Source organism: Streptomyces sp. NPDC045701, assembly GCF_056432045.1.
This window is the reverse complement of sequence record NZ_JBWKJV010000022.1, coordinates 13,726-27,148: the sequence shown is the minus strand read 5'-3', so window position 1 is coordinate 27,148 and position 13,423 is coordinate 13,726. Positions and strand designations below refer to the sequence as shown.

The 13,423-nt window shown below is 70.7% G+C and carries 10 protein-coding genes and 1 pseudogene; 4 read left to right on the top strand and 7 right to left on the bottom strand.

From position 1 onward, the window contains the following. The first annotated feature begins 41 nt into the window (after positions 1 to 41). Positions 42 to 929, top strand: coding sequence for a LysR family transcriptional regulator (locus tag AC07DW_RS22155; RefSeq protein ID WP_478859396.1), 888 nt, complete (start codon positions 42 to 44; stop codon positions 927 to 929). A gap of 459 nt (positions 930 to 1,388) precedes the next feature. Here the strand turns inward: AC07DW_RS22155 and AC07DW_RS22150 are convergent, their stop codons facing one another. From AC07DW_RS22150 to AC07DW_RS22130, 5 genes and pseudogenes are all read right to left on the bottom strand, one after another. Further along, the gene (locus AC07DW_RS22150) at positions 1,389 to 1,697 is read right to left on the bottom strand and encodes a WCX domain-containing protein (protein ID WP_478859395.1); all 309 of its coding nucleotides are present in this window, start codon (positions 1,695 to 1,697) and stop codon (positions 1,389 to 1,391) included. Positions 1,698 to 1,993: 296 nt separating this feature from the next. Then, on the bottom strand, positions 1,994 to 2,542 hold the full coding sequence (locus AC07DW_RS22145; RefSeq protein WP_478859394.1) for a DUF4232 domain-containing protein: 549 nt from the start codon (positions 2,540 to 2,542) through the stop codon (positions 1,994 to 1,996). A gap of 666 nt (positions 2,543 to 3,208) precedes the next feature. Further along, positions 3,209 to 3,640 (bottom strand): annotated as a pseudogene (locus tag AC07DW_RS22140) (L,D-transpeptidase); the annotation flags it as partial. Between the two features lie 203 nt (positions 3,641 to 3,843). After that, positions 3,844 to 5,289, bottom strand: a complete 1,446-nt coding sequence (locus tag AC07DW_RS22135; protein ID WP_478859393.1) for an alpha/beta hydrolase family protein — start codon at positions 5,287 to 5,289, stop codon at positions 3,844 to 3,846. Positions 5,290 to 5,689: 400 nt separating this feature from the next. Further along, on the bottom strand, positions 5,690 to 6,490 hold the full coding sequence (locus tag AC07DW_RS22130) for a bestrophin-like domain (protein WP_478859392.1): 801 nt from the start codon (positions 6,488 to 6,490) through the stop codon (positions 5,690 to 5,692). 390 nt (positions 6,491 to 6,880) lie between these two features. Here AC07DW_RS22130 and AC07DW_RS22125 point away from each other — a divergent pair, with 390 nt between their 5' ends. Then, the gene (locus AC07DW_RS22125; RefSeq protein WP_478859391.1) at positions 6,881 to 7,588 is read left to right on the top strand and encodes a tRNA-dependent cyclodipeptide synthase; all 708 of its coding nucleotides are present in this window, start codon (positions 6,881 to 6,883) and stop codon (positions 7,586 to 7,588) included. Between the two features lie 1,175 nt (positions 7,589 to 8,763). Here AC07DW_RS22125 and AC07DW_RS22120 read toward each other — a convergent pair. Further along, positions 8,764 to 9,357, bottom strand: coding sequence for a hypothetical protein (locus AC07DW_RS22120; RefSeq protein WP_478859390.1), 594 nt, complete (start codon positions 9,355 to 9,357; stop codon positions 8,764 to 8,766). 854 nt (positions 9,358 to 10,211) lie between these two features. On the opposite strand from AC07DW_RS22120, the gene AC07DW_RS22115 reads away from it, so the two are divergent. Together AC07DW_RS22115 and AC07DW_RS22110 are read left to right on the top strand one after the other, a co-directional pair. Then, the gene (locus tag AC07DW_RS22115; protein ID WP_478859389.1) at positions 10,212 to 11,225 is read left to right on the top strand and encodes an esterase/lipase family protein; all 1,014 of its coding nucleotides are present in this window, start codon (positions 10,212 to 10,214) and stop codon (positions 11,223 to 11,225) included. A gap of 132 nt (positions 11,226 to 11,357) precedes the next feature. Next, positions 11,358 to 11,924, top strand: coding sequence for a CAP domain-containing protein (locus AC07DW_RS22110; RefSeq protein WP_478859388.1), 567 nt, complete (start codon positions 11,358 to 11,360; stop codon positions 11,922 to 11,924). A 750-nt stretch (positions 11,925 to 12,674) separates the two neighbouring features. Here AC07DW_RS22110 and AC07DW_RS22105 read toward each other — a convergent pair. Beyond that, positions 12,675 to 13,145: a hypothetical protein gene (locus AC07DW_RS22105; protein ID WP_478859387.1), complete on the bottom strand. Its 471-nt coding sequence runs from the start codon at positions 13,143 to 13,145 to the stop codon at positions 12,675 to 12,677. Positions 13,146 to 13,423 lie beyond the last annotated feature (278 nt).

The following is a 13,423-nucleotide window of genomic DNA, read 5'->3' as shown; positions in this document are numbered from 1 at the left end:
GGGGTTTTCTTCACAAGACCCAAGGAATAGCTTGGGTTTCCATGCCTCTTGACGATCTCCGTGTGTTCGTTGCGGTGTGCCGGGCCGGCAACCTGAGCGCCGTGGCCCGGGAACTGGGCTGTACGCAGTCGGCAGTCAGCCAGCATGTGAAACGGCTGGAGGGGGAGACCGGCATGCGGCTCCTCGAACGCCATCCCCGTGGAGTGGCTCCCACACCGGCGGGGCGCGTGCTGCAGGCTGCTGCGGCGGACGGCATCGCCGGCCTGGACTCGGCCCTGCGGAGCCTTGGGGAACTCGCACGCGGGGAGGCCGGTTCCGTACGGGTGACGACCGGTGCCACAACCGTGCGGCACTTCATGGCTGAAGCCGTCGTGGCCTTCCGGAGTCGGCACCCCAAGGTGACCTTGGAGTTCCGTACCGAGACCACCAGCCACGACTGCTTCGCCGCACTCGCCTCCGACACCCTTGACCTCGCCTGGATCACCCTCGGGCGCCCGGTTCGCGGCATCGAACAGCGGCCCGTCACCGAGTTGCCCTGGGTGCTCGCCGTCCGGTCCGACGACCCCCTCGCCGACCGGTCACACATCGAAGCCGCCGATCTCGCTCATATCAGGCACATCCGGCTACCGGAGAACTCCTCTTCCCGAGCCCACCTCGACACCGCCTTCGCCGGACTGGGGATCCACGTCACGTCCGACACCAGCGTCGCCGACTGGGACACCGCCATCCTGCTGGCCGAACTGGGCCTCGGCCACGCCATCGTGCCCGCCCTGCCCGGCCGGCAGGACGCGAACGGACCCCATGCACTGCGCTTCCTGCCCATTCCCGGCTTGCCGAAGCTGTCGGTGGGCTGGGCCGTCCGCCGCTGGGACGCCCTCACCCCGCCGGCCCGCGCATTCGCCGACACCGTCGCCGCCGCCGCCCGCTGACCCTCGGGCGGGCGCCCAGGGTCCAGGACGTCGTACCACCCCTGTCAGGCGCCGGGCCTCTGCGCGCGCCTCGTCAGCAACCACCGACGCTCCCACGCCACCCGTAAGCCGCACCCCGGGCGCCTGCCCGCCGTCACGATGCCGACGCCCTGCCTCCGTCCGCCTGGTGGACGCTCAGTCAGGAACCTCGATCCCGGGCCGCGGCAGTGCGTCCCCGTCCATCCCGCTGAGAGCCGCGACGTACATCGGGCCGGTCCACGCGCGTTGCCCACGCCGTCGGAGGAAGTGGGGCGGCGGGCCCGTCGGCGGCGGCAAAGGCGACCAGGGCGTCGGGCGGCACGGTGTTGCGGTCGCAGGCGATGTTGCCGCGACGTCCTGAGACGGGGCGGCAGCCGCGAGGGCCGCCTCCTGTTCACTGTTGTCCTTCGCGTCCGGCCGACGCTCGGAGCGGTGACCATGTCATGGGGGCGAGCGGGGCACATCGCCGGGGTCGGTGATGGTGGCCCATCGGCGGGTGAGGCGCCGGCAGGCCTGGACGAGTTCCGGCGGGTCCAGGTCGGTCAGCTCGGTGTCGAAGGTGGCGAGGAGCCCAGCGACACCCGACCAGGACCAGGCGCCGAGGGAGAGCCGGCAGTGGTCGTCGACGAGGTGCTCGACCACCGAGCCGCCTGGCGCCCAACGGGCCACGGTCCCGGCCGGCGGGTTGAGGCGGGCGCTGCCGGTGCGCTGCCAGGCGGTGGGGATGTGACGGCGGTCGTGGCTGCTCATGACGAAGCGGGCCAAGTCGCCGCCGGGAAGGTCACGCGAGGCGAAGCAGCGGGTGGTCGGACGAGCCCCGTCCGCGGCGGCTCCCCCCGCCCGGCGGTCCGTCCGCCGCCGTCTGGGCGCCGGCCTGCACCGTCAGGCCCGTCTGCCGTGCGGCCTGGTCCGCCGCCGTCCGGCCCCTGGCACGGCCGCCGCCTGGGGCCGCCGCCGTCGCCCCGCCGCCATGGGCCGTGCCGGTCGCCGCAGTGTCTCGGCCGTTCGCGCTGCCGGCCCGGCCGGCGTACCGCAATCGGCCGCGGTCAGCGGAACACCGGGCTGACGTGGTTGCCGGGGTGCGTGGCTGCTTCCTGCTGCTGGACCGGCCCCCACCGCCAGCGAAGTTCCTTGGCTGTGTTGTTGCCGGGCGGAGTGACGGCCGCGACTCCGGGGGCGATGACGTTGTCGTCGGTCTCCTTCGCGGAGAGGAACGTCAATGTGAATCGCGCGGTGGCGCCGGGGTTGAGCTTGACTGTCTTCGGCTTGTGCGACTTCTTCTCGAAGAACGTCTCGGTTATCACCCCCTGGGTCTCCGTGCCCATCTCCAGGGTCACGTCGGGGTAGCCTCGCAGGGTGCAGGCGCGTGCTCCGGTGTTCTTCATCGACACGAAGGTGTCCACCTGGTGTCCTGCGGTGTTCCTGCCGCCCGGTTGTGCCGATCCGCCGGAGGCCCAGTCGAGGGCCAGGCTCGAGGTACGGCACGGATCCGGCTGTGCACCGGGGGAGTGAGCGGTGGCCAAGGCCGGGGCCGCGGTGAGGGTCAGGATGCCGGCGGAGACGAGAGCCGCCGCGCGTACGGGGATGTGAACCATGTTCGGCCTCCAGATGCAGGGGACTCAAACTTTTCTCTGTGCCCAGCGGGTGCGACCCGGAGCACCTCCGCGGGCCAAGGTGCCGTGCGTGGCACCTGCCCTTGGTTCGAGTAAAGGCTCCATGCCCGTGCGCCGGGGGCGGGGATGGGCCGAATGGGTGATTTAGACCCCTTGCGGGGTTCGTCTCGTGTTCGCCGGTGGAGGGCTGGCTGCTTGGCCGGTACTGTGCCCGCCGTCGTGTGGTCCGGGGCAATCCCTGTTCCGGGGCGCGGGCACGTTGACCGGGCCGAGCAGGTTCGCCGCCCGCCGCCCGCCGCCCCGCCGTCGGCCGCGACGTGGTCACTGCCGTGCCGGGATGCAGTCCGTCCCGCCGTGGCCCCGCACGGGCCCCGCCGCGCTGCCGCTCGCCCGTCCTCACCGCGCCCCGTCCGCCCGGCCGCCGCCCTGGTGCCGCCGCGCTGCCGCCCGGGCACCCTGCCTTCGCTGTGCCACAGCCGCCGTCCACCGCTTCGCCGACCGCCGGCCCGTGACGCCGCCCTCCCGGCCGGCCCCGCAGTGCCGCCGACCCTCGCGGGTCGCCGTCGCCCGGGCGGCCCTTGCCGCTGTCTGGCCGGCCACCGTCCGTCGCCCGGGGTCGTCCACCTGGCCGCCCGACCCGGCGAGTGGTCAGCCGCCCTTCGCGGGGGCGCACCTGGCCTTCCACCGCTCCCAGAGGACGTTCCACGCGCCGTAGCCGTTGCCCTCGGCCACCGTGCCTTTCATGTCCCCGCCCGTGCTCTCGAACGGGTCGCCCACACGTACCTGGCCGTAGAAGTACGCGGCGTCGGAGTCGTTCATGCCGATGCAACCGGAGCACTTGTTGGCCGGCCCGTCCACCGGGGGCGTACCACGGCGCCGCGTGCGCGTACATGTCCGACCAGCTCAGCCGCATCGAATGGATGACCGTCTTGTCGTAGGCGTCGCCGAGGCCGACCGTCTCCGAGTTCATGTTGATCGTCCCCTCCTTCGCCATCAGCACGGCCGTGCCCCGCCAGGAACGCTTGTCGCCGCCGGGACCCCTCCGGAGACTGGCATCTCGCGCACCGTCCGGCCGTCGCGCTCCGGTGTGGGTTCCGCTGAAGGGCATCAGGAGGAAGGCCGGGTGGAGCACGGCCGGGCCGCAGACGGCCAGCCCGATCGCGCCCTGGATGCGGTCAGCACGCTTGGTCAACCCGATCGTCCCGAAAGTCACGGCCGGACTGCCGAACAGCAGCGGGAACGCGAAACCGACGTAACCCATGAACAGCGCGGTGCACAGCTGATCAGCGGCTGTTGTCCGGGTGATGGACGCTGAGGTCGCCATAGGCCGACAGAAGGCCGGCCAGGTCACCGGGTTTGTGCCGCAGGGTGGTGTCCAGGAAGGCGAGCGTGGTTGCGGCGACGACGTGCGGGCTCTCGGTGCGGCCCAGGGAGCCGACTACCGAGGGCACCGGCGGCAGGTACAGGGGGCCGTCCATAAAGGTGAGGTGTGCGGCGCCGGGGATGGTGAGCCGGTAGCTCGTCGCGGTGCTGAGCTTCAGTGTCTCGGTGAGGCGGGGTACGTAGTCCGGGTCGGTTCCGGGAGTGATGGCCTGGGTGAGCGCGAGTGCCGGCCGGTGGAGGGAGGGGGAGGCGGGGCCGTGGGGGTAGCCGTCCAGGACGATGACGGCGTCGAACCGGTGGTCCCGCCGGGCTGCCTGGAGAGCGGCGGCACCACCCATGGAGTGGCCGGTTACCGCGACCCGACCGGTGTCCAGGCGTCCGGTCAGCTCACCTCGGTCCAGATGGTCCAGCCGGGTGAGGACGAAGCTGAGGTCGGCGGCCCGAACGGCCGTCCAGTCAACCGCCAGCTTGTCGTCCTTGTCCCGGTCTCCGGTGGAGGCGATCTCGGCGCTGATCGTTCGGCCGTCGGCGAGGACGACGGCGGCGGAGTCGTACGGGTGGTCGAGGCCGGCGACCACATAGCCGTGGCTGGCCAGTTCCTCCACCCAGGCGGTGTTCTGGGTACGCACTCCGCCCGACCCGGGGGAGAAGAGCACGACCGGGAACCGTTCGCCCCCACCGGCCACCGGTGCGTTGAAGACGGAATGGGAGTGGGCACGCGGGACGCCGTCGACCAGGAAGCCAGGCAGGCCGACCTGGCGGGCGAGGGCATCGGAAACGGTGCGCGCCTCGTGCTCCGTGCGTCCGAGGTACTGGGCCCGCTCCGCGCCCGCCGGGCTCTTCTGCGCGGGATACCAGAGCTGGACCACGACCGTGCGCCGGTCGTGCGGATCGGCGGTGGTGAAGCTCTCGGGGCGGCGTGGGTCGGTCCACTGCACCACCCGGGTGCCGACCTCGAAACGGCCCGACGGCTCGGGGAACACGGGTACGGGAAAAGCCCATGCGGCCGCCGGCCCCGTGGCTATCAAACCGAGGCAGGCGACCGACGCCGGCAACGCCAGCCACCATCGGGCCCGCCACGCCGGCCGGCCGGTACGGCGTCGCAGCAGGGGAGAGAGGGTGAACGGCAACGCGACGGCAGCGCCTGCCAGTACCGGCAGCATCTGCCAGCGAATCCCCATCGCACTCAGCACGATCGCGGACAGTAGGAGAACCGCCACCGCCGCGATCGTGACGCGTGGGCGGGCCGCGGGGGGAAGCCAGCGCGCCACCACCAGTGCGACGGCCCCCAGCGAGGCAAGAAATTCCAGAGGGGACATGTACAGCCCCGCGATGATGTGGGTCACCCGGTCATCCTCGGGGCGGGGCACGCGACGCCACATCGGTCCCGGGTCGCGATCGCATGCGACCGGAGTCGCGCTCAAGCACGCCAGGTGAACGGCCGCTTTGCGACCGCAGGAGGTGGCGGGACTCCTCCTGCGGTCGTACCTCGGCGTGGTGCCGTCAGACGGTGGACTCATGCGCTCCCGGGCCCGCGGCTACCGCGGCCGCGGTACGCGCCGGGGAGCGCGAGGTGTGCGCTCCGTATGCCTGAACGGCTCCGGCCGCACACGGTGTCGGCGATTCGGTGACGTGGGTGGGCCGCGCTGCGTGAACCCCCAAGCAGCGACTCGCCACGACTGCCTGCCCAGTCCAACGCTGGGCCGGTCTGTCGCCGAAGCGAGCGCCGATCTATGGGTGCTCATGTCAGACGGAGCTGCGGAGCCCGTCGTTGTCGCAGGGCAGCCGGCCGGCTCCGTATGCGGCGGTGTAGTCCTGCGTGATGTCCTCGGCGACGGCGCTGATCGCGGTCGGGGCGACCCGGATGGCACCGCTGAAGGGCCGTTCGATGTCCCTGATGACGAGGAGAACCGTGGTCAGCAGCGCGGTGAGAACGACCAGGCCGGCGGTGACGAGGGCGGTGTTCTGGCGTGGCAGGCACAGTCCGAGAGTGATCACGAGGAACGTGAGCGAGGCGAGCATGAGCCAGTACACGGCGTGGGGGATGGCGGGAGTGGATTCGGCGATGCGGGTCTGGCGGGCCTGGGAGCGTTCCTTGTCGGCGGCCACCAGCATGCCGAACGCAGGGGTGTCGCTGCCCATCCGCTGCAGCGCGGCTCTGAAGTCCGTGGTCCAGACGCTTGGTTCGCCAGTGCCGCGCCCGTCGGCCATCGCGGGCCACTCCCTGGCGCGCACGGCGCGGGCGTAACAGACCACATCGCCCTGGAGTCGCCGACGCTCGGCGGCGGGGGCGTAGTCGGCGACTTCGAACATGTGGTCCACGGTGCCCGCCTCGTTGCGTGCTGCCTCGTCGGCCTTGCCGTTCGATGTCGAGGCGGTCACCAGGACGAACGCCAAGACGAAGACGGTCAGTGTCTGCAGGGGGAGCACGAAGTCCCGCACGGTCAGGGCAGGAGTCTCCGTCGCCTCCAGGCGGCCGCGGAGCAGCCAGTGCCCCGCCACACCGAGAACCAGGGCGAGAGCAGCGACAACGATCGTGACGACCATGGTGGCCATCATTGATCAGGCGGTGACCGCAACGGACCATCACCACGGCGTGCACTGCTTTGATCACTGGAATGGTCGTGGTCAAGCCCGTTTGCCGGCCACCGTCGATCGCGGACCTGACATCGGCACGGCAGGCGTAAAGGCCCAGCCCCGCCACAGTCCTCGACGCCTCACCGGCAACCAGGCAAGAACGCAGCCGCGGCCACAAGGAACCCGGTCTCGGTGCGCCGGAGGAGCGGTCGGTGAGGGGCCCGGAGCTGACGGCCGGGGCGTACAGCGGTTCATGGGGGCACCCCGGCCGAGCAGTGCGCGCGAGCTTTCCTGTCGCCCCCGAACGCCATCCGTGTCCTACTTGGTTTGTCGCGGCGTAGGCGCAGTGAGGACAGTTACGTGGAAGAGGACCTGGTAGAGGTCGAGCCCAGCAGCGAGACCTGCGCCCGGATCCTGGCCCGGCGCGAGCACCTTGCTCTGATGGTCAGCCCCGGCAATCCCTACTTCTCCGCCTCCCGCCTGGAAATCCTGCTGAGGTGGGCCACACGGGAGATGAAGCGCGTCGACGTCCTCGTGTCCGACCTGGAGATGGCGGTGTCCACCTATCTGGCTCAGGGGCGGGCGGAGAAGGAGGCCTACAAGAAGGCCCGGGCGGACATCCGGCAGATGGCCTCGCGTATCCGCAGGGCCCGGGAAGCGGTGGGTGATCCCGAACTGCGGGTCAGCGAGTTCGGGGACTGGAGCGGCCATCCGGAGTACCGGCGGGCCCGCGACCATCTCCGGCAGGCCCTTACCGACCCCACCTACCGAGCCCTCTACCGTCAGGGGGCTTGGGAAGCCGTCAAGGCCCGGATGCCTGAGGGCTGGGAGCCCACCGAGCAGCAGGTTCAGGCCGGGCTCGTCCACAGTGAGAAAGCCCTGCCGTTCGTCATCAACGCCGTCGGCATCTTCGACGTGCCGGAAGCAGTCACCGCCTACAGCCGCCCGACCGCGCCGTACCGCTACTTCTTCCATCCCGGCTCCCCGTACCGGGCCTTCCCCGGCCAGGCCTACATCGGGGTGCGCGTACGCGAGGACAGCTCCGGACAGCAGGTGACGGGGCGGTAGCGAGTGATGCAGCACCGACGACAGCAGGACGAGAACGCGCGGCGATCAGTTTTCTGGCGTGTTTCTCCTCGCGCGGGAGCGCGGTCCCGCACCGTACGAGCGCCGGCGTCCCTGTCCACGCGAGTGTCGGCGTTCCTCTCTCCCCGCGGGGGGATCCCGGCCCGCTCCTGGGCTCAGAGTGCTCTGCGGATCTGGGTGAGGTCGTACAGCGAACCGGCGGCGATGAGTCCGGTGCCGATCAGCGCGAGCGGCTCGTCGGACCGGCCGTCCGGGCCGGAGGCATCGGTTGCGGGAGCGCTTGTGCGCAGTGAGTGGAACAGATCGACGTGGAGCAGACCGGGGGTACTGGGCGGCGAGCAGTCCCAGGGCGGACATGAGCGGCGCCGACATGTTGCCCGGCAGCGCGACACCGGCGGCACTCGTCGGCAGCCCACACAGCGAACCCCCTACGCCGCACAGGGCGCCCAGCCCGAGAAGTTTCGCTTTGGTCCTCCCTCATCGCCGGCCTTGACGGCTTCGGCGGCCGCGGCGCCCGGTGGTCAGGCGGCTCAGGCGGGCCGCAGGGAGGAGTCGAAGATCCGGTATAGCGCCCAGCTGTCGATGAGCACTCCCAGGACGGCTCCGGCCAGCAGCGGCCACACCAGGTCGGGGTGGCCGGCAGGAAGGGCACGGAGATCGGCGGGATGAGAGAGTCGGCCGCTACGAAGGTGGCCCTGGAGACGGCGTACTGGACGAGGTCCTGCCGGTGCGGGTCGCATCACCGTCGGCTGGCCAGGGGCAGATGGCCGACCACCATGGCGACCAGAGCACCCATGACTGCCGTGTTGCGGGAAATGCCGAGGGCGGTGATGTCAGCCCCTGGCGGACCCCACTTCGGTACCCCGCTCGCCGCCCGTCTGCAGCTGCCCGCGGCAGCCACGGCCGACTTCTCCGGAGGGATCGCCTCACAGCGTGCGGGATGGGGGCGGGCATGCCGACGGGGCGGGGAGCCGGCCGCGGGCACGGCCGGCTCCCCGCCCTCTGCTGGGACAGGTGTCTGGTGATTACCTCCCGCGTGTTATTTCCACGCCGATGGGTGTTTCCGGCGGCGTGGGGTGAGACGGTGGGGTCGATGGGGGCCGTGGCCAGCTCCAATGGCCGCGGCCCTCGTCGCTACCGCCTGAGGTTGTGGCTGGTCAGCCGATGGTGAACTGACCGGCGATGCCGGCGTTCTTCACGCCGCCCATGGGGGCTCCGACGGTGCACTCACCGATGCCCTGCCAGAAGCTCATGTGGATGTCGGCGGTGAACTCCTGGCCCTGGAAGCGGCCTTCGGTGACGTGTCCGGCCAGGTGGGCGGTGTTGAGGACGGTGCGCTCGATGCGCATGTCGACCTGGCTGGTGATCTTGTCACCGTTGTCGGTCGTCCACTCGACGGTGCCGGTGCCCTCTCCGCGGGCCAGGGGGCTGGCCAGGCAGCTGAGGACGAGCCCGTCGAAGCCGCTAGTGAGGCGGGCGCCGGCGATGGTCATGCCGCCGTTCGCGTCGCCGCTGTTGTCGTAGCAGTCGCCTTCGAGGCGGATGTTGGCCTGCTGCGGGGTCGGGATGAGCTGCACGCCCGGCTCGAAGTGAATGTTGCCGGCGGTGGAACAGGAGATGGAGACGTTGGGTTCGGCGGCCTGGGCGAGCCCGGGGGAGGCCAGGGCCAGGCCGGCCGTCAGGCTTGCCGTGGCCAGGGCCGCGGCCATTCCGCGTAGGGCCCGTGAGGCCGTCCGGTTGCGGTTCTTCATGGGTTTTCCTCTCTGAGCTGGCGGCAGCGCGAAGCCCGTGAAAAGGGAAGGGGGGCTGCGGTGTCGTCCCGGCTGGGACGTGCCGCCGTCGAATCGGACTTACCCACCGTGACCAAGCGTCACAGAGCTCGTCAATCATACTTTTCACGAACCAGGGGGCGCATATGTCGCACAGAGGCATGCGGCAGCGCACGAAGGGCGCAACGCGAGGACCGGGCGGACGCGCACGCCGTGCGCGTCCCAGCCACATTTCCCGTCACTTCAGCCTCACCTATCCTGCGTGACCTGCATAAACAGCCCACTGAACGGAATGCTTTCAAACCGGCCACGTGCCCGGCGCCCGACACACACGGCGGCGTGACGCGCAGCGGCGGCACCGAGACAGGCGAACATCCGGTCGGGCCGCGGACGCACACACCTCGGCCGGGTGGCCTCAGTCCTGCCTTTCGTCACTAGGAGTGGGCGACAACCGTGCCGTCCGCGGCCCCAGCCGGAAAAGCCTTCAGCGGTCCCGGCTCACTCCGTGTACGGGCGTACCTCGGCGCCCCTGTGCGATCCCGCTCCATGACTGGACCCATTTATGCGATGAAGTGCCTTATTGCCCGAACGGATGAATGGTGGTTCATGTGCCGATTGACGGGCGCATCATCGAAGTGACCGCGTCACACCGGGCCGTGAGATCTCACGAGTGACCGCGCGTCACATCTCCCAGCGGCAATCGTCCGTTTCCCCACGCTGCGCTCCAGCCGCACTCTCTTGGGTGCCGGACAGCGGGAAGCACCAGGCCGGACTCACTTGACGGCCCCTCGGCGCCGGATCGCCGCCCCCGTTCCAAGACCCGGAAGGCACCACTCATGCGCACACCAACCCAGCACCCTTCCGTCCGCACTCGGACCCGCTCCTCCCGTCGGCTGCTCGCCGCCGGCCTCGCCACGCTGGCCCTGAGCGCCAGCACTCCGGCCTTCCTCGCCGGTCAGGCGTCAGCCGAGACCCCGTCGGCCCAGAGGGTCATCGGTCACACCAAGTGGCACCGTGCGTTCCTCTCCTCCATCAGTCAGCCCGACGCGCCGCCGCCCGGCGCCAACGACTTCGACTGCAAGCCCACCGCCAAGCACCCGCGGCCGGTCGTCCTCATCCACGGCACCTACGAGAACGCGTACAACAACTGGAGTGAGCTGTCCCCGAAACTCAAGGAGGACGGCTACTGCGTCTTCGCCGGCAACTTCGGCGCTCCGGTCGGTGACGTCATCAAGGGCCGCGCGTCCATCCGGCAGTCCGCCAAGGAAGTCGCCCGCTTCGTCGACCGCGTCCTGACCCGCACCGGCGCCAAGCAGGTCGACCTCGTCGGCCACTCCCAGGGCGGCGGCATCCTGCCCCGCTACTACCTGAAGTTCGAAGGCGGCGCCGACGCCGACGACCCCACCAAGAACAAGGTCAACCACCTGGTGGGCATCTCACCGAGCAACCACGGCACCACCATGCTCGGCCTGGCCACCATCGCCAAGACGATGGGCCTGCTCGCCCCGGTCGCCAAGTTCGGCGGCCAGTCCCTGGCCGACCAGACCATCGGCTCCGAAGTCAACCGTGAACTCGACGCCGGCGGAGACACGATGCCCGGCGTCACCTACACCACCCTGGTCACCCGCCGGGACGAGGTCGTCACCCCCTACGACCACCAGTACATCCACGACAGCGGCCCCACCAACCGCGTCAAGAACATCACCCTGCAGGACGTCTGCCGCCTCGACCACACCGACCACATCGGCAGCTCCTACGACCCCATCGCCCTGCGCCTGGTCATGAACGCCCTCGACCCCGCCACCGCCAAGCAACCCGCCTGCCACTACGTCCCGCCCGTCATCAGCTGACAGCGGGCCCTACCTCCGGGTGGCGGGTGAGCACCCCCGCCACCCGGAGCCCGCCCAACCGCACCACTTCCCACGTTCACGCCCCCGCGGGCCCCCACCCCATCCACCCAGCCATCCCGTACCGAGGACGCCATGATCCCCCCGCCCACCCAGGGCCACCCCCACCCCCGTCGACCACGGCGCTCCGCCTTCCGCACCCTGAGCACCCACGTCCTTCCCAGCGCCGCCTTCCTCACCACCCTGATGGTCACCGACCATCCCACTGACACCCGTCCGCCCACGGCACCCATAGCGGCCTCGCTCCGCCCCACTGGCGGCCCCCGGATCAGCGAGCAGGCGCTCGACCTGATCAACCACCACCGACGGACGGCGAGTTGCCCGCCCCTACTGCCCGATCCCGGCCTCAACGCGGCAGCCGCGCATCACAACAGCTTCATGGCACGCAACAATGCCCTGGTCCACAGCTCGGCCACATCCGCGCCCTCCCACCGCACGCGAGCTGTCGACCACACACCGCGTGCCTATGGGAAGAACATCGCCCACGGCTACGCCACACCCGACTCCGTGGTCACCGCCTGGATGAACAGCCCGGGCCACCGGCGCAACATACTCAACTGCGCGTTCCGTCATAGCGGCCTGGGTGTGATCCATCACGAGGGCCGCACCTGGTGGACCCATATTCTGGTCACCGCTCCGTGAGCGCGGCTGTCCAGCGAACGGTCCGGAGGTCGTTCTCTCTCCCGATGCTTCGATCCCGGCGTCGGCTGCTGGGCCGGCGAAGTCGGACCATCCCGGGTTCGAGGGCTCCACGCGCGGCGTGCCGAGAACCTGTGAAGTACGCGTGACCGCCCTGGGCAGGCCATCCAGGACCACCTCGGCGGGTGGCTGAAGGAGCAACCGGAACGGGCCGCACCCGTCATCGTGCGGATCGTCCAGGGTGCCGCCGGGGCTGACCGGCAACGGACCGCCCGCTGGTATCGCTGAGCGCTCCGTGGAGCATCCGGGGCGTGCGGTACGACAGTCCCACCAGCGACGGCTCCACCATCACCGGCAGCGGCAACAAGACGGCCGCGCCATCCGGTACGGAGTCGCGGGCAGGCCCAAGGGGAGCCGGGACAAGCCGCCCCGAACAACGGCTTGCCCACCCCGGCCGGACCGCGCCGGCCACGGTGACGTCGGTGACGGCCCGCCTGGGCTTCTCGGGGAGGCCATGGCCGGCCGGTGACCGCTCCGACCGGCCGCCCCGTCCCCGCCGCGGTGGGGACGGCGGCCGACGCGTGTCGGCCCTGGACCAGACGCACGCGGCCGACTCCGGCGAACTTCGCCTGAGCCGTCGGGACGCCCCCACCGGCCCGTAGCGACCGACCCGGCCCGGGTGCGACCGGGTGGGTGACCCACGCCGGGCGCCCCGGCGGTCGGTTCCTCGGGCCCGCCGGCCGCTCCCCGCGGTCAGCTCCTGGCTCGGGCAGCGGCCTCCCAGTTCTGCTTCTGCCAGAACAGCACGAGGAACACGGCGAGGAGGAGGTCGTCGGAGAACGACTCGCCCTCACCGTCCAGTCGCAGGCGGATGGGACGGCTCCCACCCCGGTCGTAGAAGATCTCGAGCGGGCCGACGGCACACACCCGGCTGCCGAGTCGGTCGTACCGCAGCGCGTAGGGTCCGATGCGCCGCAGCGTCCCGCCGAACCTGCTGTGTTCGCAGCTCCACTGTCCGACGGTGAGCGGCAGGCCGGACCACCGGCGGTAGTTGATCCCGACGCTGCCCACGGCGCGCAGGGTCGAGCTCAACCGCTGGTACTCGAGCGGCCAAGGCCCCAGCGCGCGCGGTGTACTGTCCAGCCACTCCCGCTTGCCGTAGGTGATGGACACGCCGCCGATGTCGCGCAGAAGCCCTTTGTGATACGTCAGCTCGATGTCCATGGCCTCGACCACCTCCCTCCGAAACCTGCTGCCGGGGTTCCGCGCGGGTCGGCGTCGTGGATCGCGGACGCTCCCAGCGATACGGTCCGCGCGACCCGCGGCCTGTGTGGCCTCGGATCCAGCTTCACACGTGCGCCGTACCGCCGCAGGACGACGACGCGGCGTGGTGGCGGCGCGGTGGCGGCGCGGTGCGGAAGGCCGTCCCGGTCCGCGTCGGTGTGCCCGAAGCGCGTCGGAATCACCGCACGTGACGGATGGACCTCGAGGGGTCACCGTGG